The 24,013-nt window shown below is 42.3% G+C and carries 21 protein-coding genes and 2 tRNA genes; 11 read left to right on the forward strand and 12 right to left on the reverse strand.

Going from position 1 to position 24,013, the window contains the following annotated elements; genetic code table 11:
- Positions 1-122 precede the first annotated feature (122 nt).
- The 5 genes from CWO08_RS18165 to CWO08_RS18185 all read left to right on the forward strand — a co-directional run bounded on the left by CWO08_RS18165 (position 123) and on the right by CWO08_RS18185 (position 4,729).
- On the forward strand, positions 123-869 hold the full coding sequence (locus tag CWO08_RS18165; protein ID WP_048662590.1) for an amino acid ABC transporter ATP-binding protein: 747 nt from the start codon (positions 123-125) through the stop codon (positions 867-869).
- A complete protein-coding gene (locus CWO08_RS18170; RefSeq protein WP_102433397.1) occupies positions 869-1,666 on the forward strand; it encodes an amino acid ABC transporter permease in 798 nt (265 codons plus the stop codon). The genes CWO08_RS18165 and CWO08_RS18170 overlap by 1 nt, the downstream gene beginning before the upstream one ends.
- Positions 1,667-1,678: 12 nt before the next feature.
- Positions 1,679-2,488 carry a transporter substrate-binding domain-containing protein gene (locus CWO08_RS18175; protein WP_017093706.1) on the forward strand — a complete coding sequence of 270 codons (810 nt, stop codon included), beginning with the start codon at positions 1,679-1,681 and terminating at the stop codon, positions 2,486-2,488.
- Between the two features lie 177 nt (positions 2,489-2,665).
- The gene (locus CWO08_RS18180; RefSeq protein ID WP_048660028.1) at positions 2,666-3,592 is read left to right on the forward strand and encodes an amino acid ABC transporter permease; all 927 of its coding nucleotides are present in this window, start codon (positions 2,666-2,668) and stop codon (positions 3,590-3,592) included.
- Between the two features lie 192 nt (positions 3,593-3,784).
- A complete protein-coding gene (locus tag CWO08_RS18185; protein ID WP_102478476.1) occupies positions 3,785-4,729 on the forward strand; it encodes an ADP-ribosylglycohydrolase family protein in 945 nt (314 codons plus the stop codon).
- A 66-nt stretch (positions 4,730-4,795) separates the two neighbouring features.
- On the opposite strand, the gene CWO08_RS18190 is transcribed toward CWO08_RS18185, so the two are convergent.
- Complete coding sequence (locus CWO08_RS18190) at positions 4,796-5,680, reverse strand: LysR family transcriptional regulator (RefSeq protein ID WP_102478475.1); 885 nt, start codon at positions 5,678-5,680, stop codon at positions 4,796-4,798.
- Positions 5,681-5,782: 102 nt separating this feature from the next.
- Here CWO08_RS18190 and CWO08_RS18195 point away from each other — a divergent pair, with 102 nt between their 5' ends.
- Complete coding sequence (locus CWO08_RS18195; protein WP_107898947.1) at positions 5,783-6,394, forward strand: LysE family translocator; 612 nt, start codon at positions 5,783-5,785, stop codon at positions 6,392-6,394.
- 113 nt (positions 6,395-6,507) lie between these two features.
- Here CWO08_RS18195 and CWO08_RS18200 read toward each other — a convergent pair whose 3' ends face one another.
- From CWO08_RS18200 to CWO08_RS18225, 6 genes are all read right to left on the reverse strand, one after another.
- A complete protein-coding gene (locus tag CWO08_RS18200; protein ID WP_057623223.1) occupies positions 6,508-7,068 on the reverse strand; it encodes a hypothetical protein in 561 nt (186 codons plus the stop codon).
- A 215-nt stretch (positions 7,069-7,283) separates the two neighbouring features.
- Positions 7,284-7,715 carry a GNAT family N-acetyltransferase gene (locus CWO08_RS18205; RefSeq protein WP_107898983.1) on the reverse strand — a complete coding sequence of 144 codons (432 nt, stop codon included), beginning with the start codon at positions 7,713-7,715 and terminating at the stop codon, positions 7,284-7,286.
- 120 nt (positions 7,716-7,835) lie between these two features.
- Positions 7,836-8,330: a GNAT family N-acetyltransferase gene (locus CWO08_RS18210; RefSeq protein ID WP_108020875.1), complete on the reverse strand. Its 495-nt coding sequence runs from the start codon at positions 8,328-8,330 to the stop codon at positions 7,836-7,838.
- A 47-nt stretch (positions 8,331-8,377) separates the two neighbouring features.
- The gene (locus tag CWO08_RS18215; protein WP_102433401.1) at positions 8,378-8,800 is read right to left on the reverse strand and encodes an N-acetyltransferase; all 423 of its coding nucleotides are present in this window, start codon (positions 8,798-8,800) and stop codon (positions 8,378-8,380) included.
- A gap of 135 nt (positions 8,801-8,935) precedes the next feature.
- Positions 8,936-9,274 (reverse strand): zinc ribbon domain-containing protein YjdM, encoded by a 339-nt coding sequence (locus CWO08_RS18220; protein WP_004731484.1) that lies wholly within the window; start codon positions 9,272-9,274, stop codon positions 8,936-8,938.
- Positions 9,275-9,453: 179 nt separating this feature from the next.
- Positions 9,454-10,617 (reverse strand): threonine/serine exporter family protein, encoded by a 1,164-nt coding sequence (locus CWO08_RS18225; protein ID WP_004731486.1) that lies wholly within the window; start codon positions 10,615-10,617, stop codon positions 9,454-9,456.
- Between the two features lie 525 nt (positions 10,618-11,142).
- On the opposite strand from CWO08_RS18225, the gene CWO08_RS18230 reads away from it, so the two are divergent.
- The 3 genes from CWO08_RS18230 to CWO08_RS18240 all read left to right on the forward strand — a co-directional run bounded on the left by CWO08_RS18230 (position 11,143) and on the right by CWO08_RS18240 (position 15,725).
- Positions 11,143-11,217: transfer RNA gene (locus CWO08_RS18230), tRNA-Gly, on the forward strand.
- A gap of 765 nt (positions 11,218-11,982) precedes the next feature.
- Positions 11,983-13,716 carry an amidohydrolase gene (locus CWO08_RS18235; RefSeq protein WP_102433402.1) on the forward strand — a complete coding sequence of 578 codons (1,734 nt, stop codon included), beginning with the start codon at positions 11,983-11,985 and terminating at the stop codon, positions 13,714-13,716.
- A 269-nt stretch (positions 13,717-13,985) separates the two neighbouring features.
- Positions 13,986-15,725: an amidohydrolase gene (locus CWO08_RS18240; protein ID WP_102433403.1), complete on the forward strand. Its 1,740-nt coding sequence runs from the start codon at positions 13,986-13,988 to the stop codon at positions 15,723-15,725.
- 784 nt (positions 15,726-16,509) lie between these two features.
- Here the strand turns inward: CWO08_RS18240 and CWO08_RS18250 are convergent.
- The 5 genes from CWO08_RS18250 to CWO08_RS18270 all read right to left on the reverse strand — a co-directional run bounded on the left by CWO08_RS18250 (position 16,510) and on the right by CWO08_RS18270 (position 22,027).
- The gene (locus CWO08_RS18250; RefSeq protein WP_102433405.1) at positions 16,510-16,929 is read right to left on the reverse strand and encodes a hypothetical protein; all 420 of its coding nucleotides are present in this window, start codon (positions 16,927-16,929) and stop codon (positions 16,510-16,512) included.
- Between the two features lie 253 nt (positions 16,930-17,182).
- Positions 17,183-18,817 (reverse strand): MFS transporter, encoded by a 1,635-nt coding sequence (locus tag CWO08_RS18255; protein WP_102433406.1) that lies wholly within the window; start codon positions 18,815-18,817, stop codon positions 17,183-17,185.
- Between the two features lie 201 nt (positions 18,818-19,018).
- On the reverse strand, positions 19,019-20,641 hold the full coding sequence (locus CWO08_RS18260) for an MFS transporter (protein WP_102433407.1): 1,623 nt from the start codon (positions 20,639-20,641) through the stop codon (positions 19,019-19,021).
- A 199-nt stretch (positions 20,642-20,840) separates the two neighbouring features.
- Positions 20,841-21,314 (reverse strand): hypothetical protein, encoded by a 474-nt coding sequence (locus CWO08_RS18265; RefSeq protein WP_102431802.1) that lies wholly within the window; start codon positions 21,312-21,314, stop codon positions 20,841-20,843.
- Positions 21,299-22,027: a winged helix-turn-helix domain-containing protein gene (locus CWO08_RS18270; RefSeq protein ID WP_102431801.1), complete on the reverse strand. Its 729-nt coding sequence runs from the start codon at positions 22,025-22,027 to the stop codon at positions 21,299-21,301. Before CWO08_RS18270 ends, CWO08_RS18265 begins: the two co-directional genes overlap by 16 nt.
- A 326-nt stretch (positions 22,028-22,353) precedes the next feature.
- Here CWO08_RS18270 and CWO08_RS18275 point away from each other — a divergent pair, with 326 nt between their 5' ends.
- Both CWO08_RS18275 and CWO08_RS18280 read left to right on the forward strand, forming a co-directional pair.
- Entirely contained in the window at positions 22,354-23,169 is an 816-nt protein-coding gene (locus CWO08_RS18275; RefSeq protein ID WP_102433145.1) for a hypothetical protein, read from the forward strand.
- A gap of 453 nt (positions 23,170-23,622) precedes the next feature.
- Positions 23,623-23,697, forward strand: a tRNA-Gly gene (locus CWO08_RS18280).
- Positions 23,698-24,013 lie beyond the last annotated feature (316 nt).

The raw sequence follows: 24,013 nt of genomic DNA on the forward strand, positions 1-24,013 counted from the left end.
CGTCCAAATCAGGCGCTGCTTTTTATTTGCCCTACAAGATGCTATTAAATTCTCATAAGTCCCTAATTTTATGTGCAATCATATTTCTATATTGGTAAGGTAAACCTGTCTCTTTACTAGGTATGAACAACGATTTGAACAATCTCAAGGAAATGGTTAAGTTTAAGTCACTTAACAAGTGGTATGGTGATTTTCATGCCCTAAAGGATATCGATTTAAATATTGAACAAGGAGAGATAGTGGTGATTTGCGGGCCATCAGGTTCAGGTAAATCAACCTTGATTCGTTGTATCAATCAGCTAGAACCTTTCGAGAGTGGCGAGCTTTCTGTGTTAGATCAAGCACTTCCGAGCAAATTCAACACCCCAGGCCAAGTTGGGATGGTGTTTCAGCACTTTCATTTATTCCCCCATCTTACTGTGCTTGAGAACTTAACTTTGTCCCCAATTCGTACGCTTAAAAAAAGTAAACACGAAGCCGAGAAGCTTGCAATGCACTATCTTGAGCGTGTACACATCGCAGAACAAGCCAACAAATACCCAGTGCAACTCTCTGGCGGTCAGCAACAACGCGTGGCTATCGCCCGTTCTCTATGTATGAAGCCGGAATTACTCTTGTTCGACGAACCAACTTCAGCGCTTGATCCGGAGATGATCAACGAAGTGCTCGATGTAATGGTTGAACTGGCGAGTGAAGGTATCACCATGGTGTGTGTGACCCATGAAATGGGCTTTGCGAAACAAGTGGCCGACCGTGTTATCTTCATGGATGAAGGACAAATTGTGGAATCGAATACGCCACAAGCGCTCTTTGAAAACCCGCAACATGAACGTACTCAAGCGTTCCTAAATCAGATCCTGACTTATTGATGTTGCTTCGAATTATTAAACCCGCCCTATCCGCTTTGGTACAAATTATTGTGCTCGTGGCTGCGGTTGTCTGGATCCTCGATTCTGGCGCACAAACCATGGGATACAGCTGGCAGTGGGAGCGCGTGCCGGACTATATTGCTTTCTATGAAGATGGTGAATGGTGGCCAGCAGAGCTGGTTGAAGGGCTACTGGTTACCATCAATATCTCTTTGATTTCTTTGGTCGCTACGTTGATCATTGGTTTAACGACAGCGCTATTGAGAAACTCAAACTCTGTAGTCGGACGCACCTTAGCCACCAGCTATGTTGAGTTGATTCGTAATACGCCGTTATTGGTACAAATTTATTTGCTCTATTTTGTATTTGGCCCCGTATTAGGGCTGGATCGCTTTAGCACTGCCGTTTTAGCCTTGGCACTTTTCCAAGGTGCTTACACCGCCGAGATATTTCGTGCCGGTTTAAATGGTATTGCGAGAGGACAATTTGAAGCAGCTCAATCCTTGGGCTTATCAAAGACCTATACTTACTGGGATGTGATTCTTCCTCAAGTGGTGCAACGCACCTTGCCACCTTTGACCAATGAAGTGATCTCTCTTATTAAAAACTCTTCGATTGTGAGTGTCATGGCTATTTTCGACCTGACAACCGAAGCCAGAAACATCGTTTCTGAAACCGCGATGCCATTCGAGATTTGGTTCTCTGTGGCGATCATTTATCTTGCTCTTACACTTTCACTTTCTTCCGTTGCTGCTTGGCTTGAGCATAAGCTCGGAGCTAACTGGCGAACACAATAAGGATTTATCAGCATGAAGCTATTTAAAACCGCGATTACAGCCCTACTTGCGCTTGCCGTAAGTTTGCCTGCACTTGCTTCTGAAACGCCTAACCTCGATAAAATCAACGAACGTGGCTCACTGCGCGTTGGTATGTCGACATTTGTTCCTTGGGCAATGCGTAACAAACAAGGCGATCTTGTTGGCTTTGAAATCGACGTGGCGAAACGCCTTGCCGAAGATTCAGGTTGGAAAGTCGAATTTGTACCTACGGCATGGGACGGCATTATCCCTTCTCTATTATCGAAGAAGTTTGATGTGATCATCGGCGGTATGTCTATTACTGAAGCGCGAGCTAAAAGCGTACTGTTCACTGAACCATACTCGCACTCTGGTGTTCAACTGGCTGCTAATAAAGAGCTAGCGGAAGGTTTTACTCAAATCTCTGATTTTGATTCTCGCCGCGTGAAAATTGCCGCTCGTCGTGGTGCGTTCACCGTTCAAGTGGCTCGTGAAACCTTCCCTAAAGCGAAAGTTCTACAGTTCGATGACGATGCTCAAGCATTCCAAGAAGTGTTAAACGGCAACGCGCACGCAGTTATCGCGTCTAGCCCGAAACCAGAACACGAAGCGATTAAAAACGCAGATACGCTATTTATTCCATTTGAAGAGCGTCTATCCAAAGGTAACGAAGCATTTGCAGTTCGCCTAGGTGAAACTGACAAGGCAGAATTCTTCAACGAATGGATCAAAGCACGTACTGAAGACGGTTGGTTGAAAGAGCGTTACGAGTACTGGTTCTCTACTCTGGATTGGCAAGATCAAATTGCTCAAGGTCAGTAATCTGAAGTTGAGCTCACTTTTTAATATGAGCTAATCTGTCGAATCTGAATCAAGGCAGTGCACTGTTTGCACTGCCTTCTCATCGACGATTTAAGTAGCCTTTTTAAGTAGCTTTATTTGATTCGTTTTAGATCCAAGCAACAACCCAATAATAATTAATGTTTAAACAGGAATGACGTGAGTAGTACTAGCGCATTAACAACACCTAAGCCCAACGTTCATATGAAGCCTTGGTATCAACGCCTTACTCTTTTAGATGGTGTGTTACTCGCTGTCATTTGTGTGTTTGCAGGCTGGCTTTATTATCGCTCTGCTGTTGGTATTAACTACCAGTGGCGCTGGGAAGATGCGTTTACCCTGATTTTTATTCCGCCATCCGAAGGTAACGTCCCGTACTTTTTCCAAGGCTTGATCGCCACACTGCGCTTGAGTGTCTGGAGCATGGTGTTAGCACTCTCTTTTGGCACATTACTTGGCGTCGCAAGGCACTCCAAAATCGCTTTCTTCAGAACGCCTGCACTGATTTTTATCCAGTTGGTTCGAAATATTCCGCCACTGGTGTTTGTCTTCATCTTCTATTTCTTCGTTTCTAACCAACTGATTCCATTACTTGGTTTAGAAAGTATCTTACGTGAACATAATGGCGAGATTAACGCTGTTCAAGGTTTCCTATTCGGCCCAGCTAACCTTTGGGAAAACTTAGCATCTGGTGTTATTTGTATTGGTTTGCTCTCTTCGGCTTATATTGCGGAAGTGATTCGAGCGGGTTTAGAAGGTATTCCTAAAGGCCAATGGGAAGCCGCCGATTCACTTGGCTTGTCTGCATTGTCTAAGTATCGATTTGTGGTTGGCCCACAAGTATTGACTGCCATCACCCCACCATTGGCTGGCCAAGCAATATCTTTGGTTAAAGACACGTCGATTGTGTCTCTAATTTCCATCCAAGAGATGACTTTTGTTGGTACTGAGATGGCCAACTCTTCCGGTTTGATCTTCGAGATCTGGCTGATTGTTGGCTTCGTATATTTTACTTTGTGCTTTGCACTTTCGCGTCTATTCAAAGTGATTGAGCAGCGTTCTAGCGCCTACCTTAACCATCAGTAACACCATTAATCAAAAGTATCGACTCGCCCGACTATTCATTGCCCTTATCAATTTCACCTGATTGGTTTAAGCTATTGACTAATCAGGATTTATCTCTTCATATTTCTTCTTAGAAACACAGCAAAATACTCGCCTAATCACTATACTTAAAGTATCGAACTGCGTTGATTCTTCTCAAGGACATCACTCAACATGGACAATCATAAAGAAAGAGCTTTTTACGCTGTTGTTGGCGCCTTGGTTGGCGACGCCGCTTCAATGGGGCTGCACTGGCTGTATGACCAAGAGAGAATCTTACACGTGGCGGGTTTTGAACCAGAGTTTCGCTCACCGAATCAGTTCGATTACCAAGACAAGGGCTACTTTGCGCACCAAGGTAAAACCGCAGGTGAACAATCGCAATACGGTGCTCAGCTCTTGGCGATGGTCGACAGCTTAGTCGACAATAAAGAATACGATGAAGCGAGTTACATCAAACATTTCCGTTTCTGGTTTGATTTTGGTGGTAGTTGGCAAGGCTACATTGATAAAGCAACGCGTATGAGCTTGTTGAACATCCATCAATTAGAACTAGAGGACGCCTCTATTGCTGCGTGTGGCGCAGACGATACACAACTTCCCGCAGTCTCAAAGATCATTCCATTAGTGGCATGTACTTATACCTCACACACCTTACCCGCGATGGTAGAGAGTGCGGTACGAGTGACCAACAACAACGACAAAGCCGTGGAATGGGCGCAGGCAATCACTCTATTAATTCAAGCCGCGATACAGGGTAACTCTCCGCTTCAGTCGGTAGAAATGGTAAGACAAACCTGCAGCAAGTTTATACACGATCAAATCGATGAAGCATTAGCAGAACCTGAACTTTCAATCACTGAGGCTGCAAAGAAATTTGGATTGCATTGTGAATTGAGCGCCGCGTTCCCACTACTAATTCGCATCATTGCGGGTGCTCAGAGCTTTAAACAAGCTATTCGAGATAACATCTTATGTGGCGGTGATAGCTGCGGTCGTGCGATCGTGATTGGCGCGGTATTAGCGGCTTGCTTCTATGAAGAAGACGGAGCGATTCCAACAGAATGGCTAAACCAAGTAGAACTCAATGGTGGTGTCTTGTCTTTGCCGATTGAGTGATTCCCACAATAACGAACTAAAGTCTGACATAAGACAAGCACACTTCTAGGTCGGAGACTGTCGTTCCTATAAGGTTGGAACACACTGTGACAACTCATTCTTTAGCCAAACCACAAACGGGCTTTCTGGTTCATCTTGCTTGTCATCTTGTGTGAGCAATATGTACTGATGACCGGAAGGCACAAAGCCGAACGGTGCGATTAAGTTGCCTCTATTCAAATCATCAACCACCAATGGATAAGAGCCAAGAGCCGCTCCTAACCCATCAACGGCCGCTTGAAAGCAAAAATAGAAGTGTGCAAAGGTTTGGTTTGAAATAGCTTGCGGCACCATTCGGCTATCAAATTCACTATCTTTGGTGATGGATGCCCAGTGGCTCCAAGCGTTTGGTCGCGTGCTGCTGTGCAGTAATTTTACATCGGCTAACTTGTCTTTGACCTGTTGCCAGTAATCAGGCGAGAACACAGGGCCAACCCACTCTTCAACTAACGGAATCTGTTTATAATGCTCGATTACGTTGAAGTCGTCTCGGCGAATGGCCATATCTAATCCAGTTGCGCCTAATGTCACAGGTCCACCTGCGGTAGACAATCGGACATCAATTCCGGATTCGTTATAGAAATCACCGAGTCGAGGCATTAACCAACGCATGGTCAATGTGGGTTCGCATGAAACCTCCAACGCGTGATGATTCAGCTGATTAAGCTTGTGGACTCCAGTTTCCAAGGCTTGGAACGCTTGCTCTGTGTAACCTTTGAGTAATTCCCCCTCTTTGGTGAGACACACATTCCTGCCCTGTTTATAGAACAAGGCGTGAGATAAGTGATTTTCCAATACCTTGATCTGCTTACTCACTGCGCCATGTGTGATATTGAGTTTATCCGCCGCATCACTGTAACTGCTCGAATGCGCTGCTATGTGGAAAATATGAAATGCTTTCAAATGTCTCATGCGTGATTTTTTCTCACAGATAGGTGGAGTTCATTTCGATTATAGGCAGCAATAAAAAACCATACAATGCTCGCTCATCAAATATAAAGAGTTGGAGTCATTATGGAGTGGTTAAGCCTAGCAGTATTGGGACTATTGATTGTTATTAGTCCAGGAGCTGATTTCGTTTTAGTTTTGAAAAACAGTGTCAATCAAGGAAGACAAGCAGGGATTTGGACTGCAATAGGTGTGAGTTTAGCGATTTGTGTTCACATCAGTTATTCAATGCTTGGGATCAGTTACTTAATCTCACAGAATGAGCAGCTGTTTGACATGATCAGATACGCAGGTGCAGCCTACCTTATTTATCTAGGGCTAAAAGGTATCTTGAGTGCGGACAACAAGCTTGCACCGATGGAAGATGCAAAACAAAGCACCAATGTTTGGCGCTATTTAACCCAAGGCTTTTTATGTAACGTGCTCAACCCAAAAACCATGTTGTTCTTCTTGAGCATCTTCAGCCAAATCATCTCACCTGATGCAGAAAACCAGCATGTCGCACTCGGCTATGGACTTTACATGATCGTTCTTCACGGCTTATGGTTTGGAATTGTCGCTATGCTGTTTACTTCGAATACATTGCAAAAGCATCTATTGAGAGCAAAGAAAAGGCTTAATCAAGCGTGTGGATTTGGCTTAGTGACGTTCGGAGCACTATTGGCGGTTAAGTCTTAAATAGAAGCTAAAACTAATAAACTCAATGATACAGTGTTCCATTGAGTTTATTTACAATTTCCAGCTAAGTTAACCAGTTTTAAGGCAGCTAATACTTTAGAGCCAACGAACGATTAGAGCTGCTGACTCTTAGGAGTTTCTATATTCCACCCTTCACCGATAGTATCTGATACCGCAAGCAGACCCTCAAGGTAAATGGAAACTTCTTCACTTGATTCAACTGTGAAATAAAAGTCCTTCTCAGTTTCCTGAGCAGCAAAGATTAGGTCATCAGTTAAAGTCAATGTGTTGGGTTTAACCATGTACTCACTCGACATTTCGATAGAGTGGTAACGTTTATATCCGTCTACAACGATCCCTCTTGGAACATTGCAGCGTGCTTCTTTAACAACGTAACTACCTGGCTTGATATTATCAAACAATACGTACTCTAGATCTTCGTAGACTGTCATTCTCAACGTCTCCGGTTCTTGAGCGAGTTCATCACCAATCTTTTCGTACATTAGAATCGAAAAAGTATCACACGGATAAACACTACCAACCTTAATGATCTTCGTAGTAATACCAATAGCTCCATCTCCATGAGGAGCAGATAGAGTATTCGACGCATTATGAGGTAACGTCATACAACCCGTTAAGCTAGCTACCAAAGCCATTGGCAGAAAATGTTTCATATAAAGCCTTTATTCTTATCAATATAATTATTCGGCGACCCTATCATTAAAAATCCAGACCGAAAACAAAGATTGATAAAATCTTGATATAGTTGGCATTATTTTATAATTCAGCTGACAGTTCTCATATTTACACGTCCTCTGTTGGCAGATGAAGGCAACTATCTGATGGAGATACAGGCTAAAGGAATGAGTTAATCTCAATTTATTACAAACTATTCACGCCACATATAGACAAACTCATCGTTTTGCGAGGTGATTTCGAAGCCAAACCTTAAATACAACTCCCCAACTCGATTACCTTGTAAATAACACAACTCTACAGGCTTATTGAGTTTGGCTGCTTGAGCTAAGCAATCCGTTAAAACTTGGCTGCCAATACCTTTGCCATGATATTCAGGCAGCAAAAAGAATCGGCAAAAGTAGAAGTGGTCACCCTTGTCTTTCAGCAACACACTGCCAATCGCTTTGCCCTGATATTCAATGATTTCAGGCCTTTCTTCTGCCCACTCTTCGGCGTGTATGCCTCGTTGAACTTGCTCATCCCAGCCAAAAACAGCTTTGATTGGCTCAAATTCAGCCGCCTTTTTTAGCTCGAACAGAAATTCATAATCTGATGACTGAGCAGGTCTTGTCGAATACTTCAAAATATCTCCAACAATAATCAATGAACTATAACCAATGAATAGAAACAACAGCGGCTTCATTTCCAAAAAGCTCGCTCACGACAAGTAAGTGAGAATGAGGAAGGTGCCATGCTTCAGTGTTCATTTAGGGTTTAGTTGAAAGCGTAGAACTTCGTGTTTATCTTGCTCTGAGTAAAAGGTATTTAAGAACTGCCCGCCACACTTCTCAATTACTTTTTGCGAAACAATATTGCCGTACTCGCAGGTAATAATAGCGTTTTCGGTCAGTACGTGACGTTGAACCCAAGACAACATATGACTTGCGATACCTTGCCCTCTCGCTTGTGGCAAAGTCTCGTAGCCTATGTGTCCGATAACGTTATGAATGTATTCACTGGTACCATGACGAACTCTTATCACACCAAGGATTTGACCAGAGTCGATACAAAAATACGTAGAAGCAGGCGTCCAACCTTCTGGAAGTTCCTCACCTTTTGAATAAGCGACTCGCCTTTTTAAATACGCATCACTACTGTCAGAAATACCGGTGTAAATAACTAACCCATCCTCAGAGCAAGCATTCACATAATGATGAAAGGCACTTGAGTACGAAATATCAGCTTTGACCATGTCCATATAGTTTCGATTCCTAGTTACTGCTCTTTCGGGTTGAGCTATCAAGCCTAAGCTAAGTGCATGGTGTATTCTTGATGCCCTGTATGTTCATCAACTTGTTCATTCACAATAGAGAATCCTTGGGACAAGTAGAATTGAATCGTCGCTTGGTTCTCTTTATACACATTCAATGACAAGTTCAGACATTCAAGCTTAGCGTGTTGGATAAGTTGCTTACCAATACCACTGCCTTGATGTTCTGTACTGACAAAGATCGCCGCTAAGATCCCTTCATAAAGCGAATAAAAGCCACGAACCTCACCGTCTACTTGATACACGTAAGTTGTTGATGCCGGAATATATAGGTCACGCATATTGGCCACTTGCGACTCCCAAAACTCAGGAGCCACAAAGTCATGGGCCTTTATCGAGGCGGTTAACCAAATATCTAAAACAGCTTCAATATCATTTGGGTTGTACTCTCTAATCATCTTAATTCTCAGGCAATTAATATTGTTTAATGGGCTAACCAGTATGCCAAGAAGCGACTTAAACCTATTGAAGATTTACGACAATGTCCCAGTCAGAATTATTGAACGGCAATGATAGATCAATACCATTGGCCGCTATTGCTTCTTAACGTACTTCGCCGTAACAAGCATTTCACCGCCACCATCCAGCTTGCAATCTAACTGGTGATCTTTGCCTTCATTGATACGTCGAATCACTGCTTTAGTGCCGATTTTCAGTACAGAAGAACTGCCTTTGATTTTTAGATCTTTAATGAAGGTAACTTTATCGCCACTTTCCAATACAACGCCATTTACGTCCTTAACACGCGCGGCTTCTCTTTCTAAACGCTCTTCTTCTGGATTCCATTCATAGGCACACTCAGGGCAGATCAGGTTGTTTTGGTCTGGGTAGACATATTCAGATTGGCATTGCGGACAAGGAGGTAAAGACATACGTTAATACTTCATTTAAATAGAATTTGTCCCCATTTTAATGACTCTTGTTAGGCTTAGCGAGCACAAATCGAACCAATTTTCGGTAGCGTAACTTAACGTTGAAAAGAACAGCACCTAAAACGAACAAACACAGCCATTAAGCTGTGTTTGTTTAAAGGCCTAGGAAGTGGAACCGATTAACGTTCGACTTTTGGCGAATAAATCGAGTAAGCGGTGATTTGCCCTGCCACAATTGCAGAAAACATGAATAACGCCGACAAACCAATACTTGGAATAGGCAAAATAGATTGTTCAAACACCGACTGGCTGGCACTCACTAATACTCGGCTACCCGGAACCAAAATGATGATCCCTTGCACGATATAAATAGAGCCTGTGAGCTCCATCTTCTTGGCAATCCAAGTTCCGTACAGAGTAATAAGAACCGTGGTTACCCAAGTACCCACAACCCAACCACTATCAAAACCGAGGTAGAACGGCCCCCACATGCCAAGAACCGCAACTGGCAAGCCAAGCAAGATGTCTTTAGGGCGCGCATTGAACATCACACCGATAGATACTGAGATCAACACCAAGCCTGATATGTGCATCCACATCGGTACCGCATTGGTATAGTCGATGGAGACCGCTTGTCCCCATATTGCTTCACCAATATTGAGACCCATGATAATCCCAACAAACAGCTTGATCAGCGTTAACGCACTCTGCCCTAGTAAACTAGTACCAGAGACGAGATCGTTAAACGCCAAACACTCTAATGCGTTGGCTATGGATAACCCTGGTACAAATAAGACGATCGAGGCGATACACAACGCCCACACCGGAATCGGCAACCCTGTACTTGCCAGAAACGCCACAAAGATACCCGTTAACAATGCAGAGATGAACTCAACCGCGATAGCGCGACGTGAATGAAGAACTTGCTGACAGACCCAAACCATCAAACCCAATAACGCAGAAAAGCCCACAGCTTCCAACGTACTGCCCACCAGCATCAAATACGCAGGCGGAATCCCCATATTGGCTAGTGCAGTCACAAATTTAGAGTAACCGACAGGCTCTGGTACAGGCTCACTGCTCGGTTGGTTAATACGAATGATCGTATTGGCCAACAAACTCAGGTTAATTGACGCAGGCTTTAGACGCTTAAGAATAACGGCGTTGTTATCGTCTGGAAATTGATAGTTAATCGCAGTTGGCGTTGCTTGGATCATCACGTCAACACCATGCTTTTTTGCATAGAATTGAGTGTATTTCTCTAGCTTGTAAGGAGCACAGCCACTGCGGTGAAGAGTGTCACCAATTTCAACAATTTTGTTAATTCGGAACTGAGAAGGCATGGGTATTTTAGGGGAGACAAAATGTGCGGCAAATGTACCAAACGATAGACGGAATGACGAGACTTTTGCGTAAATTATCAACTGAACTCGTTACTTTTTTCTGCAAAGGCTTAGAAGTGCCTATATCTCTACTCATTTGGGATTAGTTTACTGAATGTTTTGACCTGCTGATAAGTTAAATTTATGCATTTAGATTGTTATTAACGGGCGCCAAAACACGCATGAAAATCAGTTTATGTTAACACTCCAAATACCTTAATTTTCATGAGATTTATGACAACTGAGCACCACTAAAACAGGTTTATAAATTAAGGTAGATTTATCATAGAAATAAGCATGACATTTACTAATATTTCTAGCCCTCCTTTTAACGAGATTTTAGTCACATTTTATTCACTATGAAAATGCCGAACATGATGGAAAAACTAGCGGAGTGGTGGTTATGCGAGCACTTAGAATAAAAATGAAAGAAAAAGGTTTCGTTTTCAGTTAGATGTGGCATTATCAAACTCGTTAAGACGATGTGCGTGCATCGTATAATGGCTATTACCTCAGCCTTCCAAGCTGATGATGCGGGTTCGATTCCCGCTGCACGCTCCAAGCCCTCTTGACTCCTCTCTCTTACAAATAAATAATTTTATAGCCCCCCTTTAGATAGCACCTTAAAAAAAGCCAATACAGAACTTATCCGTTGTATATTCATGTTTTGTCGAAATAAATTGGGTCAGATTGGCAACAATAAACTGCCTTTTAACTTGAACAGACCAGTAACATTCGCCAAAACCTGTGTTACTTAGAACACCACGCATCCGCCAGTCTCACACGACCACCAAAAATCAGCACGTCCCTACTCGATGAAACCTCAACAGACTTTGCTAATAATTATGGTCACACGACCCAACCCATAAACAGCCATTAAGGGACCTCCGCCCTAGCAGCACTAGCAAATTGAATTTAGACTTATGATGTCATTTATCTCTTGAAGTATAAGTTGCGATTGAGTTTTTTTTATAACTTCAAGACAGTGCTACTCGCACAAAGATGAAATAGCCCCCTAGCCAATCGTTTGTTGAATAAACTTAATACTAAAAAATAACTCTTTAATCGCCCCGCTCTGCGAGAGCAACAGTAAATACAGATGATGCGCCAAATTCTTAACACCACTTAACCTATTGATATAAATGACCATTATAGTAGCTAGCGGGCTTCAGTTTATATTTATTTTGATAGCCACTATTTTTCATTATTTCTATTCATTTTCCCGATCTTTATTTCATTTCTTAATTCTCGACCACGAATGGGCATAGGGGCAAAGTGAACTGGCAGTTAACTTTGATTAAACCCTACACCAATGTGGAGCATATAATGACAACACAATCACAACTTAAACCGGGTCTGAGCTACAACGACGAAGCTGTCCTTTATACTGGCAATTTCATTACCGTCAATGAACAACAACCAAGTGCATCAGCAATCGTGGTACAAAGTGGTAAAATTCTTTTTGTTGGTACTGTTGATCAAGCAGAAACTTTCCTTGCTAACGAATCGATTGCTTTCTCGCTGAATGACGAATTCAATGGTAAAACCATTGTTCCTGGTTTTATCGAAGCGCATATGCACCCGCTAGGAGCTGCATTATTTACAGCACGCTTTGGTTATGTGGGGCAAATTGAACGCAGTGCAGGTGGCGGCGAAGTATTAAGTGCAAGCCTAACCAAGCAAGAATTGAGCAATAAGATGCAAAGCTTTGTTGATGCTCATAACGCAGCAGGCAAACAAGGCGAGTGGCTTGATATGTGGGGGCTAGACCCACTTCTAATGACCGAAGAGGTGGTTATTGACCGTGACTTCTTAGATGCAATCTGCTCAGATTCGCCGTTGATGGTGATGCACGCATCTTGTCACGTAGCGGCTTTTAACAGTGCTGCAATTGAAAAAGCAGGCTTTAGCCTTGAAGATAACGAAGCATTTGTATTTCGCAAGGATGGTCGCCTAACAGGTGAAATCGCAGAAATGCCAGATATCTTACGTGCTGTAAAAGTGGGTGGTTTTAACTTAGGTACAGCAGAAGATGCCGTTGCAGCGATGATTTCATATGCAGACAGCACCAGCCGTCTTGGCGTAACGACGATGTCTGATTGCGGTATGGGCTTACCTCATAACCCATTCCCGCTATACCAAGCGCTATCGACAATGCCAACATTCCGCTCGCGCCTAGCCGCTTACCCACTAGTCCCAAACTTTAGTGAAGAAGAGCTAGCTGGCTTTAAAGCACAAAGTAACGATCGTCTATTTGCAACAAAAACAAAATACCTAAACACTGATGGCTCTATTCAAGGCTTTACAGCGGTATTGGAAGAAGGCGAGAAGTACTATAACGGCAAAGCAAATGGTCACTTCCAATTTGACGATGAGAAAATGTGGACTGACGTCTTCTATGCTCACAAACTAGGTTACAGCATCTCTTTCCACTGTAATGGTGAAGGTTGTACAACTAAGTTACTAGACTTAATAGAAAAAATGCAAGCACAGTGCCCACAACCAAACGTTCGTCACTGTCTAGAGCACAACCAAATGGTAACGCCAGCGCAGATGGATCGCATGAAGAAGTTAGGCGTGCTACATAACTTGTTTGGCACACATATTCCATTTTGGGGCGATGTTCATGCCACACAAACTGTTGGTCCAGAGCGCGTTAAAACAATGAACCCATTCCAAACATCGGTGAAGAAAGGTATTCCTTTCTCTATTCACTGTGATGATGTGGTAACACAAGTAAACCCACTATTCATGATGTGGGGGGCAATGAACCGCCAATGTGTTTTCTCTGGTAACGTCTACGGAGAAGAAGAGCGTCTAACTGCAGAGCAAGCATTGCACGCGGTGACGATGGGTGCTGCTTATTTGATGGAGCAAGAAGATATGATTGGCTCTATCGAAGTGGGTAAGTTGGCAGATCTAGCCATTCTTGATCAAAACCCATTAACCGTTGATAAAATGGCAGTCAAAGAGATTAAAGTGCACGCCACTATGCTAGGTGGAGATATTCAAGTGCACCAAACATCAGAGGTTGAAGCTAAGCAAACAGCTGAAGCTTAGCTTTCGTCCAGTATTAATTTGTGAAAATTAATTCAAAATAGATAAGCAGTGCCACTAGTGGTGCTGCTTTTTAATTTTACACAACCGTCAGGATAAGTTTAACTCATTGTTTTAAGTTAACTTTTATCTTCATCACTACTCGATTCGTCAATATTACTTTTTATAATTTAAATTGACTTATAAAGTCTCGACCCAAAAGTGGCCGATGTGCAAAGTAAGTGGGTAATTGATTTTGATTACCCCCTACACTAAGTAATGTGGAGCACATAATGACAACTCAACCATTTTTAAATCCGGGTCTAGAAGCCAATAAAGAAGCTGTTTTATATACGGGTAACTTTGTTACTGTCAATAAGGAACAACCTAAGGCTTCAGCCATCGTCGTACAAGATGGAAAAATCCTTTTTGTTGGCACCCAAGATCAAGCCGAAACCTTTCTTGCTAATGAGTCTATCGTTCACACACTAAATGAAGAGTTCAAAGGTAAAACCATTGTTCCTGGGTTTATTGAAGCACACATGCACCCACTGATGGCTGCGCTGTTTACCGGTATGTTCGAATATGGCGGTCAATATGATCGCCTTGGTGCTGAAGGTAAGTTACTAAAAGGGTGTTGCACTGAAGACACTTTAAAAGCTTTGCTTAAAGAACTTAAAGCAAAACATGATGCCGCAGGGAAAACTGGCGAGTGGTTAAATCTATGGGGCTTAGACCCACTTTTGATGACCGATGGCTCAGTGGTTAATCGTGATTTTATCGATTCAGTGATTGATGATTCACCCGTATTCTTTATGCATGCCAGTTGTCACTTAGCGAGCTTTAACTCAATGGCGCTTGAACAAGTTGGCTACAGCCTCGAAGATAACCCTGAATTTGTCATGCGTGAAAATGGCCGCTTAACTGGTTACATTGCAGAGCTACCTGATCTATATCGTGCCTTAAACCAAGGTGCTTTTAACTACGGTACTGATCCTGCAGCGATAGGGAAAACGCTAATAGATTACGCCAATATCGCGCATTCGTTAGGCGTTACCTCGGTTTCCGATTGTGGTATGGGATTGCCAACTAACCCATGGCCGCTTTATCAGGCGCTAAGCCAAAATCCGGCGTTTAAATTACGCATAACAGCTTACCCATTGGTGAGTAACTTCTCTACCAGTGAAGTGCTAGATATGAAAGCATCGGATAACGATCGTCTTAGTATTTCTAGCGTGAAATTTGTCAGTACTGATGGTTCAATTCAAGGCTTCACCGCCAATCTTCTTGATGATGCTCCTTACTACAACGGCAAACCGAGTTGTTCACTTATCAAAGATGAAGAAACCATTTTTGCAGAATGTTTACCTTTCCACCAAGCCGGTTACAACATCTCGTTTCATTGTAACGGCAATGGCACCACCGAGAAGCTCATTAACATCATTGAACGCTTACAAGTAGACACGCCAATGCCAAATGCACGCCATTGCTTAGAGCACAATCAAATGGTAACAGATGCGCAAATGGATCGTATGAAAGCAATCGGAATTTGCCATAACCTATTTGGTACTCATATACCGGTATGGGGCGATGTACACGCAGAACAAACAGTGGGCCCTGAGCTAGTAAAACGCTTAAATCCATTTAAGAGTTCAGTGAAAAAAGGCGTGCCTTTCTCAATTCACTGTGATGACGGTGTGACGCAAGTTAATCCATTGTTTATGATGTGGGGAGCCATGAACCGCCAGTGTATATTCTCGGACAACGTGTACGGCGAAGATGAATGTTTGAACGCAGAGGAAGCACTTCACGCAGTGACATTAGGTGCCGCGTACTTAATGGGTCATGAGAACATGAAAGGATCTATCGAAGTCGGTAAATTGGCCGACTTGGCTATCTTGGATAAAGACGTACTAAGCGTAGATAAACAAGAAGTTAAAGATATTCATGTCCACGCTACCATGCTAGGCGGCAATGTAACCGTTCACCTTGGTAAAGCAGCGGTGAAACAAGAAGAGCTTTCCATTGCCTAATTGATGTTCTGAGTGATTTTTCATTCAACATCAATAAAAGGGTATACCTGTGGCAATACACCAATTTTGTATTAAAAACATCAGCCTAGCTCTTGAGCTAGGCTTTTTTACTATGATAATAGCGATCAAGCTAAACCTGACCAGCGTCATGTCTGTTGCCCATTGCCTTCTTACAAATAAACCCATTGCAGCATCTGAGATATTTGGCTTTTCTCATGTTTGAGTTTTACCGACTGCATTAGAAAAAGTGGATGAACAACTAAAATATTAGGAACAAGCAAAACAGGCCAATGCCAGTTCAATATGCCGATAGAAAATCTTTTTATATTCAGTAAATCGATACTCTTAGGCAAGCGCCCTACACTATTTTTGCGTTAGAAACGTTCTTCATGGTCTTACTCATTAGTACATTATGATTGCGGCAAAGGCCCTATTGGACAGCAAGCAAAAAAAAACTTTCTACGACGACATCACGAGTGATGCCACTTACAGTAAGTGCTCAGAAATAGCGTGGGAAAAGGCTAGAGAACAAGGCGGGAGAAAACGAGAAACACAGCGAAAAATGTTAGCGCCATGTCCTCTACGAGGATATTTATACCAATCACAGTAAGTAAGTGTTCAAAAATGGCGTACGAAAAAAGCTTGAGAACAAGACAGAATTTTTCGATAAGTAGTTATTCTACAATCAAAAATTCTAACGAAGTTATCGAGGTTTTTAACAAGCGAGGGTGACCAGTTATTTACTACGATTGGTATTAGTCAAGCAATTCAGATAATAGGCTCGTTAGCTTATTACCGCTTCAGCATTGCGTTTATTGAATGCCTTACCGATAACTGCTTCAATGAGAAGAATTGACATGATGGTAAGGTAGAATGCCACAACACCACTGGCCGGTCCGCTAAACTGCACTTGCTCACCAAACATAATCACAATAGCACCCATTGCTGCGACTTTTGAACCAACAAGAATCAACCACGAAGTGAACACACGCTTTGGCTTAGCTAATGAGCGTTGTTTTAAACAAAATTCTGAAGTCATTTTTTCAAACGCCACTGATAGCTTCACAATCACCGCCATGATAAGGGCAGAAATAGCGCCCATGCCAATACTCTCTACGGTGACCCAGTCCCAAGCTACTCCATAACCTACCATCACCACAGTACCAATAACACTGCATGCCGCCATTTCTTTAACCATTTTCATAATGCATCTCTCAATCAATTATCAAATTATAGGGTTGGCAACAGGTCTGATATTCCGCTGCCCTAATTGTCGATATGGCAATTGTATAAACAAGCCAATCAATAAAAAATGCGGAGAAAATAGAAATGGGTTTTTCCTACTTTTTAGGTTTTTTTTTAATTTATATCACCACTCTATTTCAATAAATTCAAATAGTTACACCACAAGCTCGCGTATTGTTAGTTCTAAAGTTACGACTATTAATATGTGTTTATTAGCCACTCTCCCCCTTTAATTTGCCTTGCTGTGTAGCGGGTACAGATAAGCGATAACTGGTTAGCACTCCTAATGCTGAAAGAAAAATCACCATCATCAAAGCGTTTTGAAAACTGGTTAGCCGAGAATGGGCATTAAGAGTTAATAAGGTCGCATGCTGCTGATGATCCATACCATAAGTATCAGAGAGATTGGCAATTCTAATATCGTCTAAATAAGGTAGGGTCGGACTTTGCTCGATCTGGCTGATAAAGTGGTCCGGAAAGATCTGTTTCGATTGTTCACTGTGCTGCCTGACCGTATGCTCTAGTGCCCATTGCTGTGTCCCGCCAATCAAGCAAATCCCGAGCACTAAACCCATATTTCGGATGGTGGCTTGTAAACCACTCGACTGAGCGGCATCGGTTTCACCAAGCGCATTGGTGATGATGGCCGGACATTGTGATGCAAGTATCCCCATTGAAGAACCCGTGAGCAGCATACCTAGATAAAAAGGCGACAAAATATGATGAGATTGACTAGAAAAAAATAAAATAACTGCAGAGCTAGCCAGACCGATAAATGCCGTTAAACATAAGGTCTTTGCCTTTAGTGATTTAAACACCAAAGGTGTAATAACTGAAAACGCGATCATGCAAATGGAGAACAGAAGAATAATAAAACCTGAGTGCGAAGAGCTTAATGAAATGGCAACTTGGAGATAGGTTATGATGATAAAACTCACACCACCTAAAATCATATACATGAAGGTAAGAAGCAGAAAACCAGCTCGACACTGGCGATTTTTCAGCCAGCTAATCGGTAATAAAGCTGTTTTTTGCTGGGCTTCTCGTTGTCGCTGTTGAAAATAAAAGGCAAATAGTGACACTAGCCCTAATGCTATAACGGCCAACGAAGGGCTTAATGACGTAAGGCCGGTAAACCAAGTAGGAATATCAGCGTTGCTGTTGGCGCTTAATAGGCCCCAACTGGGTGCTTTGATCAGTGCCAGCACCACCAAAACGATGCCCGATGAGCTTAGCAGCGCCCCAATAAAATCAAATGAGCTCGGGCGCGGATTCTCCACTGGCGGGATTCCTTTAATAGCAAACCAACTGGTAATGAGGTAAAAGGCACTGATAAATGTCAGGGGTAGATACCAAGCAAAATGGTCCATTAGCAAACCACTGCTCATCGGCACGACGGCGGCAGATACTCCACCGGAAGCCGCTAACACGCCAAATGCTAGTGCACGAGATTTACCAGGAAATCGGGCAGAGACTAGAGCTAGAATAGCAGGTAAAAGCAGTGCTGATGATATGCCTGTCAGTGGCCGAGCCAAGTAGGTGACAAAGGCTACATTAGGAGCAAGAATAAATAAAATAGAAGCGACTAAACCAATAAAAGCCCCGGTGATGAGCATGATACGCCAACCGATAAATAGCCCAATAAGGCCTGCGGGTAACATTAACGCTGCGCCAACTAGAGGCTGAATTGTCCCCAAGGTTTTGATGGCACTAATGTCTGTTTGAAAATGGGTGACTAACGTAGCTGTTGCGATAGATAAGTTGGCTATATCAGCCGAGATAGAAAATTGAGCAATACAAAGAATGAATAGGAGACGCTTTTGAGAGGCAGTAATAGAATTTGTCATAATTATTGTTCTTTTTGCTTGGTGAACTACTGATTGATTGCACCTGTGCTGAAAATCAGTATTTGGTGCATAAACGTAAAGAGGGTGTTGGCTCCATAGTTGATTAAAGAGTAAACATCAGTAAGTTCACTTTACCGATGTCGATATACCGACATTTAAGTGTCTACGAAAAAGCCCCAACCTGAGTTGGGGCTTTTAAATTTAGTCTGAGTTAGCCATTAACGAACGAGTTGGTAATTTAGAACAAAGAGCTAAACCGCCCATCATTAAGGCAATGAGAGTATAAAGTGCATATTGAACCGATGTTAGGCGAGAATCTGCCATTACAGCGACAACAGTGTGTTGCTCTTGTGCCGGAACTTCTGCGCTTACCATAAGCTCAAGTGCCATATCATTTGACACGAATGGTAATGACGGTGTGTCAACAATCATCTGCTTGGTTTCTGCTGAAATAGCGTCGTGGTCCATAACGCCCTTCTTGATTTCACCTGTTAGGGAGAACAGCATTACCGTACCAAGAATCGCTACACCGAACGCCTGGCCAATGTTACGAGAGGTTGCTTGGATACCACCTGATTGCATTGCTTCTTGCTCACTAAGCGCTGAAGTCACAACAATAGAAGCCTGAGAAGCTAGTAAACCTGCGCCAATACCAAATACGAGTAGTGAGATGTATTGCCAGAATGTAATGCCGTCTTTGGTAAAGCCTAAGAACATTAATGCAGTACCTAAAGCTGCAATGATGAAGCCTAATTGACAGATACGTTGACAAGATAAGTTGCCCAATTTGGCGGGTGCACCAAGAGAACCGATCATCATACCTAAAGCAAATGCACACAATGCCATGCCTGATGCGAATGCACTCATGCCAGCAACTAACTGCATGTACGAGACATTAATGAAGCCCGTAGCACCAAAGAGCAAGAAGATAGTGGCACAAAGTACTAGACCAACAACCACTTGTGGGTTTTCAACATATGAGCGAGGGAGAAGTGGCGTGTTACCAGCAGCTTCAAAACGACGTTCCCATACCATCAATACTTTTAGCAGTATGCCACCCACAAGACACATAGGTAGAGCCGGAGATATACCAGCAACAGTGAAATCAGTCAGTGGTGCAACGAGACCCCATTCAGCAATTTTTAGCAGACCAGTAACAAAACACAGTAGACCAGTACCCGCAAGTAATACACCAACGATATCAAACTTACCTTTGAACGTGGCTTTTGGAAGCTCAGGTAACTTCATGCTACCGAACATAACTAATGCACAGTAGACACCAAGACCTGCGAAGGCAACGCCAAAGCTAGCGACATCAAGGATGAAGCCAAAGATAAGCGGAGTTAAAGCACTTGCCAAGCCAACTAGAGCAGCGATAGCAGAGAAGGCAATCGCTTGATCTTTACCCTTATAGATACCAGCGACATTAGCTAGAACCGCAGGAATAAGTAGACATGCACCTAGACCAGAACCAACGCGAGCACCATAGTTCAAAACTTCCATGTTTGGAGCAAATGCAGCTGCAAATGAGGCAAGCGATAAGATACCTGCACCGATGATCATTTGTCGTTTCCAACCAATGATTAGGCCAATAAGGCCACCAGCAATCATACCAGCACCCGCAATTAGAGGATACATAGCATTAGCCATTTGAATCTGAGGCATGGTCGCACCGTGAAGAGCGATCAGTGCTTCTGTTGAAATAGAAAGACCTGTGTTGTCTGCCATGGTTGAGAATTGAGCTGCAAGAAGAACCAGAAGCGGGAACCACTTGGCCATGCCAACTTTTTCTTCTGCTGGATTAGTTGAAACTGATACCGTCATTGGGGATACCTTCATTTGTTGTAGAGCCGTTGCTCGGAGGTTGTTTTTTCAAATAGTTTTGAACACAACCATTAAACCGTGCGAAGAACCGACTCATCCAACAAAAAAAAGTATTCTTGAAATAAAAAAAATAATATGACGATGAAAAAATATATAAAACTCTATATATCACAAACTTAGCATTGCTTGGGGTGGTGTGTTAGCGCTTTCTTTTTACCACATATGAAATGCTATCTTCACCAAGCGAATTGAAATTGAAAAAGATCTCATCCTCTTCTAGTCGCCAGCCATTGAGCTCGATTAGGGTGCCAGAAACCGGAACTCGAATACCTGTTTCTTGCTCAAATCGCTCCAAGCCAGTGACTTCTCTATCGACTAATTGCAATCGATTATATTGTTTGTCGGTATAGTGCAGTTCAAGTTTGGCATCGAAAGCATAATTACTGTTGCCACTTTTATTATTGATAGATAAACGGATGTTGTCCTTATCAACCACCATGGTTGCGTAGCTATCAATCGTGTGCTGATCAAATTGAATGACAGATTGGCCCGTCCATACCCCTTCAAACTGTTGGTTATGTGCTTTGATTGGATCATGAAGATAATGGCCAATAGTTAGAGCAACAACCGGTAGCATCACAGCAATAGCGCGTTTGATTATTGATTTTTGCATACCGTTATCCCCTCTTCAACATGACAAATTCGATAATTACTGTCGTTTTTCATAATAATGGATGGGGTGTCATCACTGAGGTTCAGTGAATTGATTTCTTCGCTTGTAGCATCAAATAACAACCAATGTTCACCAGCCTTATAGCTAATGCGCTCGAATGACGGGCTGAATATGCCGAGGTATCCGAGTGTGAATAGTAATAGGCTTATTACGCCGATACCGATTAACTCGTTGCCTGAGAAAAAAGTTCTCCAACCTAATGCTTTGCTGTTCTGAGGTGTGTCAGTCAAGGTTACTGACTCTGAAGAGTTAGCGGTACTGTCAGGCACAATACCAGGAGCCGGCTCTTTCGCCCCCGCCATATGATGAGCAGTGTAAGACTCAAGGATATATGGCTTACTGGAAAGCACATAACCTTGTTTGGGAATGGTACGAATTAAAGAGCGTTGATCATCATCGAGGGAAAAACGTAGCGCTTTAATGGTTTGGTTAATGGTTGCATTAGTCGCATAAGAACCTTTCCAAAGTTGCTCTTCAATCGATTGACGCGACAAAATATCGGGGAAAGAGTCAATTAATGCCGTAAATAAATTGGCCTCACGCGCCCGTAGACGAATCACTTTACCTTCTTCATTCTTGATGGCTCCGGAGGTGGGAGAGTATTGCAGTCCTGCCACTTGATAAATGGGCGGTTCAAGAAAGGGTTGTGTCATACCGAGGCCTCTAGGTCATAGAAATTACAGGAGATAGTACTGTTAATTAATGATAAATTATTTTGATCTACAACAAACTAACTATTGGTTTGATTAACCATTTAATAAATAAATTATAAATTATTCTCTTGGTAGAGTAAGAAAAGGATAGCGGATATGTGAACCCCACCAAGTAAGATTAGGGTAATTATCCATTATTAAACAACAAGTTAATTAATATACTTACTTTTTATCATTTTATCTTTTTTTATTTGGTTATTCGTGGGCGAAACATTTACTTAAGGTGATAGTGAAATTCTTGAATTGAATAACTAACAGGTTTTACTATGCCAATAACGAAGAAATTACCACTACTCACTTTATTGCTTCCATTATCTGCTTTTGCCAACGCACAAGATGCGACTGAAGAAAATGCACCCGATCCAGGCGATCACACAAAAGTATCTTCAGTTGTAAGTGCAACTTATGGTAAACAAAGTTTTGGTGAAGCTGATAATGACTTTCTTCAACTGCAAGGTCAGATTTCCGGCGCAAAAGACAATGAAAACCTATTCCTAGGCTCGTTGACTGTGACAGGGCAAGACAATGGTAAAGTAGGAAGCGAGGATTTTAACCTATCTCAGGTTCGAGCTCGTTACTTCGAAGTAACGCGAACTGATTGGGCCAATGCGCCTATGCTAGGTATGTCGTTTGACTACATTGAATCTAGCTTTACCAATGCAACTTCTGATCGTTTGTTTGCCGTAGGCGGCTTGATCCGCATGAACACACCGTTTAAAAACTGGTTATCATTCCCAATCATCGCCGCTGCGGTAGGTCAAAATAACAAAGATTACAGCAATATTGGTCTAGTGGATAAAATGACATATGGGGTACAGTTTAATTTCTTAAACTCTATCTATCTGCATGAAAATGGCACTCACATTCAACTCAACCCACAATTTAGCAGCTTAGATCTTGGCGGTACGGTTGGCACAGTAAACCAATTACAAATGGATACTGTATTGCAAATGCCATTAAACAGTAACCGTCGTCACTGGGGTAAGTTAACTTACACAGAGTACTTTGATGACACAGAGCAAAGCTTTGGTCATAACCGTCAAGGTACAGAGTTAAAGCTTACTTATAGCTACTATATGTAGTACCACGAAAAAGGGCTCTCTAAATGGTGAGCCTTTTTGCATTCACTGAAGCGGTATTTCAAGCAATAATCTTGGTTTTGATTGCAATGGACACTATAAATCCCCTTTAAGTGGATTGAGGTTATAAAACTGTCCCCCTTTTTTTAAACATAGCGCACCATTTAAAGCATAAGCCGCGCGAGCTAATGATAAATCTTTATATATTCGTTAGAAGGATACTTTGGCAGCAAAAATGGCTATTTTTTAGTAGGGTTACAATAAGTTAAACCTTATTGAGCTGGTGTATTTCTATTGGCGATAGTGTTTCGTTTTATAGCTTTTGTTAAAGATGCCCTTGCCCACTGTGTAGATATCAAACAAATAGCACAAAAGTCATGCAAATAGCTCGCCAAGCATGAGTTAATGCTTTTCTTTTGCTTTAATTATGGCATATTAGTTCAGTCTTCACGATGTGCGTGCATCGTATAATGGCTATTACCTCAGCCTTCCAAGCTGATGATGCGGGTTCGATTCCCGCTGCACGCTCCAACTCTTCCTCCAGTTTTATTATGTGTATCTCTTTCAGCAACCCGCTCCCCAAGAAAATCCCTCTGTACATTAAGCCATCTTCATCGATATCGTTTAAACCTATATCTATTAAACCTATATTGCGTTGACTTACATTGGTTATGCCCCTATCGACTATTCATAGCTATTAACGCCTTAAATCGTTTCACATTTTTACACTTGTCCAAATCACACATTGCAGAGCAACTTTCAATGATTTTCAAAATTGTTCCAATTTAATAATCTTGGTCAATATCTGCCAAAATCATTGTGTTAATGTGCGCGCATTAGCAATAAC

The organism is Vibrio sp. 10N.286.48.B8 (genome assembly GCF_003050085.1).
Taxonomy (GTDB): domain Bacteria; phylum Pseudomonadota; class Gammaproteobacteria; order Enterobacterales; family Vibrionaceae; genus Vibrio; species Vibrio crassostreae.

Excerpts from the sequence above, each read along its gene's own strand:
- CWO08_RS18165 (WP_048662590.1), top strand. The coding sequence starts at position 123 with ATGAACAACGATTTGAACAATCTCAAGGAAATGGTTAAGTTTAAGTCA.
- CWO08_RS18170 (WP_102433397.1), top strand. The coding sequence starts at position 869 with ATGTTGCTTCGAATTATTAAACCCGCCCTATCCGCTTTGGTACAAATT.
- CWO08_RS18175 (WP_017093706.1), top strand. The coding sequence starts at position 1,679 with ATGAAGCTATTTAAAACCGCGATTACAGCCCTACTTGCGCTTGCCGTA.
- CWO08_RS18185 (WP_102478476.1), top strand. The coding sequence starts at position 3,785 with ATGGACAATCATAAAGAAAGAGCTTTTTACGCTGTTGTTGGCGCCTTG.
- CWO08_RS18190 (WP_102478475.1), bottom strand. The coding sequence starts at position 5,680 with ATGAGACATTTGAAAGCATTTCATATTTTCCACATAGCAGCGCATTCG.
- CWO08_RS18195 (WP_107898947.1), top strand. The coding sequence starts at position 5,783 with ATGGAGTGGTTAAGCCTAGCAGTATTGGGACTATTGATTGTTATTAGT.
- CWO08_RS18200 (WP_057623223.1), bottom strand. The coding sequence starts at position 7,068 with ATGAAACATTTTCTGCCAATGGCTTTGGTAGCTAGCTTAACGGGTTGT.
- CWO08_RS18210 (WP_108020875.1), bottom strand. The coding sequence starts at position 8,330 with ATGGACATGGTCAAAGCTGATATTTCGTACTCAAGTGCCTTTCATCAT.
- CWO08_RS18215 (WP_102433401.1), bottom strand. The coding sequence starts at position 8,800 with ATGATTAGAGAGTACAACCCAAATGATATTGAAGCTGTTTTAGATATT.
- CWO08_RS18220 (WP_004731484.1), bottom strand. The coding sequence starts at position 9,274 with ATGTCTTTACCTCCTTGTCCGCAATGCCAATCTGAATATGTCTACCCA.
- CWO08_RS18225 (WP_004731486.1), bottom strand. The coding sequence starts at position 10,617 with ATGCCTTCTCAGTTCCGAATTAACAAAATTGTTGAAATTGGTGACACT.
- CWO08_RS18235 (WP_102433402.1), top strand. The coding sequence starts at position 11,983 with ATGACAACACAATCACAACTTAAACCGGGTCTGAGCTACAACGACGAA.
- CWO08_RS18240 (WP_102433403.1), top strand. The coding sequence starts at position 13,986 with ATGACAACTCAACCATTTTTAAATCCGGGTCTAGAAGCCAATAAAGAA.
- CWO08_RS18250 (WP_102433405.1), bottom strand. The coding sequence starts at position 16,929 with ATGAAAATGGTTAAAGAAATGGCGGCATGCAGTGTTATTGGTACTGTG.
- CWO08_RS18255 (WP_102433406.1), bottom strand. The coding sequence starts at position 18,817 with ATGACAAATTCTATTACTGCCTCTCAAAAGCGTCTCCTATTCATTCTT.
- CWO08_RS18260 (WP_102433407.1), bottom strand. The coding sequence starts at position 20,641 with ATGACGGTATCAGTTTCAACTAATCCAGCAGAAGAAAAAGTTGGCATG.
- CWO08_RS18265 (WP_102431802.1), bottom strand. The coding sequence starts at position 21,314 with ATGCAAAAATCAATAATCAAACGCGCTATTGCTGTGATGCTACCGGTT.
- CWO08_RS18270 (WP_102431801.1), bottom strand. The coding sequence starts at position 22,027 with ATGACACAACCCTTTCTTGAACCGCCCATTTATCAAGTGGCAGGACTG.
- CWO08_RS18275 (WP_102433145.1), top strand. The coding sequence starts at position 22,354 with ATGCCAATAACGAAGAAATTACCACTACTCACTTTATTGCTTCCATTA.